Source organism: Arthrospira sp. PCC 8006 (genome assembly GCF_046480465.1).
GTDB lineage: Bacteria > Cyanobacteriota > Cyanobacteriia > Cyanobacteriales > Microcoleaceae > Limnospira > Limnospira platensis.
In genome coordinates, this window is the sequence record NZ_PKGG01000335.1 from 1 (window position 1) to 3,754 (window position 3,754).

The 3,754-nt window shown below is 44.6% G+C and carries 2 protein-coding genes; both read right to left on the reverse strand.

Features of this window, described 5'->3' with window-relative positions; translation table 11 throughout:
• Window positions 1-192 precede the first annotated feature (192 nt).
• A complete protein-coding gene (locus B9T16_RS26690) occupies window positions 193-990 on the reverse strand; it encodes an MBL fold metallo-hydrolase (RefSeq protein ID WP_006617947.1) in 798 nt (265 codons plus the stop codon).
• Window positions 991-1,046: 56 nt separating this feature from the next.
• Complete coding sequence (locus B9T16_RS26695; RefSeq protein ID WP_410246175.1) at window positions 1,047-2,984, reverse strand: peptidoglycan D,D-transpeptidase FtsI family protein; 1,938 nt, start codon at window positions 2,982-2,984, stop codon at window positions 1,047-1,049.
• Between the last annotated feature and the right edge of the window lie 770 nt (window positions 2,985-3,754).

Here is a 3,754-nt window from a genome sequence, read left to right on the forward strand (position 1 = left end):
GTTCCCCACTCTCCCACCTCGCGTTAGCAGGTGGGAGTTCTTGAAGCTGTTAAATTCGACGCTTCCAACGAGTATATCGATTCTTTTGTGGAATTTCAGCAATTGCCGAAAAAAGCCTAGGGCCATGACCACAATCAACCTTAGACCAGAGACAGGGGAATGGGTAGCAGTCCCCATTACCTATTACCCCAATTATTGAGTTGGCATTTTTACCAAGAATTTACCATTGTCAAAAACAAAAGTTTGCCCCCGTTTAATAAACCCTTTAAAGCCATCCTGTTCAGCATTAGGGAGGGGACCCGGTGGGTAGTGATACAGCCAAATTTTATTTTTAATCTTGTCCGGTAGGGTCATAAGTTCCTGATAGTGAGCATGAACTCCTCCCGTAACTGGAGCCGTATTGCAATCATGAAAAATGAGATTTGCACTCTCATAAAAACCCTGCAATTGCTGGGGACAATACTTAGTATCCGTAGTCAAAAATACCTCAACTCCCGCCACCGAGAAACTCAGACCATAACTCGGAACATCCTGATATTTGTCTTGAATATGAATAGTAGGAACCAAAGTAAAATCAACCCCTTCCCAAGTAAAACCAGACCCCGGAGAAATCGGTTCAATATCAAAATAGGTTTCTAACGTAGCGAAATCATCTTCAATAGAAGTCATACTTCCCGCCAGACAATTATTCCAGACCAGGTCAGCAAGTTCTTGGCTCAGGTAAAGTTTAGGGCGTGAGCAGTTAGGATCAAATTTAGTCGTAAACCCCATATATTCCAAGCCTCCCGTATGGTCAGCATGGATATGGCTAATATAAATATCAGTAACATCTCGATAAGACCATCCCAACTGATACAGAGAATGCCGCAGATCACTCCCACAGTCAATCAACAGTTTCCGATTATTTTCCGCTACCAGCATCATATTAGATTGAAAGTTATCAGCCCCTACGGTAAAGGCTGAACCCGAACCTAAAAATATTAGCTTCATGAGATGATCAGGTCGATGGATGTTCAAATTTAATCATATAGCCGAGGGAGATCTGACTAAAACTTAGATGGGGGGATCTGTTCAACTTTAATCAAACCCTCCATTACTGACCTAACAATGGGAGCCGCCACTAATCCACCACTTCCCCCTTCTGGTTCATCTACTACCGCTACCACTACATAGCGAGGATTATCTACCGGCATAATACCAACAAAGCTGGTAATATAAGCCCCCTGATAATAACCACCGGTAGAACTAGCTTTTTGAGCAGTTCCGGTTTTTCCAGCAATGCGATATCCGGGAATGTGGGCATTTTTACCAGTGCCATCAGTCACTACAGTTTCCATCATTTCTAAAACGGTTTGGGCGGTTTCGGAGGAAAAAACCTGTTCCGGTTGGGGGATGGAAGTTTGTAAGTAGGACTGTCCCTGACTATTAAACAACCCTTGTACTACATGGGGTGTCACTAACTTACCACCATTGGCTAAGGTAGCATTGATTTGAGCTAATTGCAGAGGAGTAATTGATAATCCCTGGCCAAAGGAACTGGTAGCAATCTCAATGGGTACATTTACAAAATCCTCTGCACTTTTCAGCAGACCAGTAGCCGCAAAGGGTAAGTCAACATTAACGGCTTTCCCCATACCTAGGCGCTGTAGACCCTGATGATAAACTTTTGGGTCCAGGCGTTGCACAATCCGCACCATGCCGATATTACTGGAATATTTGACGATATCCGTAATCGACACATTCCCCCTAGCACCTGCGGAACTATAATCGGCATTAGAGATAGTCCAAGGGCCGATCTGAATGCTACCCTCATCATTAATGTAACTATCTGGTGCGATCGCCTTAGCCTCCAAAGCTAAAGCCACTGCTATCGGCTTAAAGGTAGAACCGGGTTCGTATAAATCCGTCAAAGCCCAATTTTTAAATAGTTCCTTGTCAAAGTTATAGTATTGATTGGGATCATAAGAAGGCTCATTCACTAACGAAAGTATAGAACCATCTTCGGCATCCATCACAATCACAGTTCCCCGCTTCGCCTTAAAAGCCTCTACCTGTTCAGCTAGGGCGCTGCGGACAATGCGCTGCATACGAGAATCAATGGTTAGCCGCAATTCTAGGTCATCCATTTGGATGAAACCCCCAGCCAGTTGAGAGGGAACCCATGCGCCATTTACCGCCCTTTGAAACAGCAGGGAAGGCATACTGCGTTTAAGCAGGTTTTCCTGACTATACTCAACTCCCGCTTGACCTCGGCCTTCTTTGTCTACATAACCGACAATATCAGCAGCTAAATTTTGTTGAGGATAAAGTCGCCGCCGCTCAGGAATTAATTCTAAGCCATCAATCTGTAATCGGAGAATCCTCCGCCTCATTTGTTCTGATAAACTATCAGCTACCTTTAGACCACTCTGGGCTAAATTAAATAAATTCAGCAATTCCTGAGCCGTGGGGCTGCTTAGATCCGGATTAACCACTACTCCCGCTAGTTGCTGGGCGATTTCCTCTGGTGGGCTTTTAAACAAAACTGGGTGAGCATATAGGGTATATACCTGCTGATCAAAAGCCAGAATTGTACCATTGCGATCGCTAATCGGACGACGGGGAATAAACGGTAGAGAACGCTGTTGTTGCTGATATTCAGCTTTTTCTTTCAGAAAAGGACCGTCGATGATTTGCAGACGAAACAGTTGCACTACCAGCCCCAAAATTCCCGCCAGTAGGATTAACCACACCAGGTATAGCCGAAAGGGAGTGCATTTTACTGACTTAATCGGTCCGCCCTCCCCCTTCGAAGATCTCCTAGAACCTAATGGTGGTTTATTTCTCGGGGGATGGTAAACACTAGCAGAACCTGGCGATCGCCCAGCGCCTCGGAACGAGAATCGCTTCTTGATTCGGCCCCCTTTGGCTTCACTGAGACGACCCGAAGAAAAACCTGATTTATGCGATCGACTCGAACCAGAAGAATAATCAGAAGAAGCCATTGGCTATTTTACCTGCTAACATTAATCCAACTGATCTTCCCCCCATTGCGCCCCTCCCATGGTTAACAACCATCAGAGCGTGTTAACTATAAACCCTTATCCTAACAGCGATAGCGGGTTATTACTCAACCCAATAACTATGCCTAGTTACTCAAATGTTACTCACAATCTAGTCCTAGCATAGGAAAATAATTCTGTCAATAGGTTGATTACTCAGTCAATAAGCACAACTTAATCAATCTGTCAAATGCCTACTATCTCCCCCTAACCAAACACCGATAGGGTAACTCTCTCGTGATACCCGTCAACAGCAAGCCTAGCGGTTCCTWGCGKCACYRTTGACTGCTATCACATCNGTYMGTTYCCCCAATAGTGCTTGTTTCGGTTAGGGGGAGGGTATGGCTYAAATTTCAAAACCCATAGGGGTAGTCAGATTATTRGTGAAATATTGAGGAGCCTACTCACTACCAACAAAATGCGATCGCATAATCTAACTATCATCTACCAGAACCAACCCGATACCCCTAAACAACTTTTCAACTGGTAACTTGTTTCGTCATCTCTCGCTGATACCTACATAATCCTAGGGAATTGCCTTACCATCGAAACCGATACCTACATACCGCTAGACAAGTCTCCAATTTWTASGGGTACTGAGKYCMGCACGGGATGATTACCCCTAATAGACGGGTTAAGGTTTTGGCTTAGGGTGTTTATTGTAGGTAAACTAGGGGAGAGCATTCATATAAGCCCGCAATAATATTGTTGCA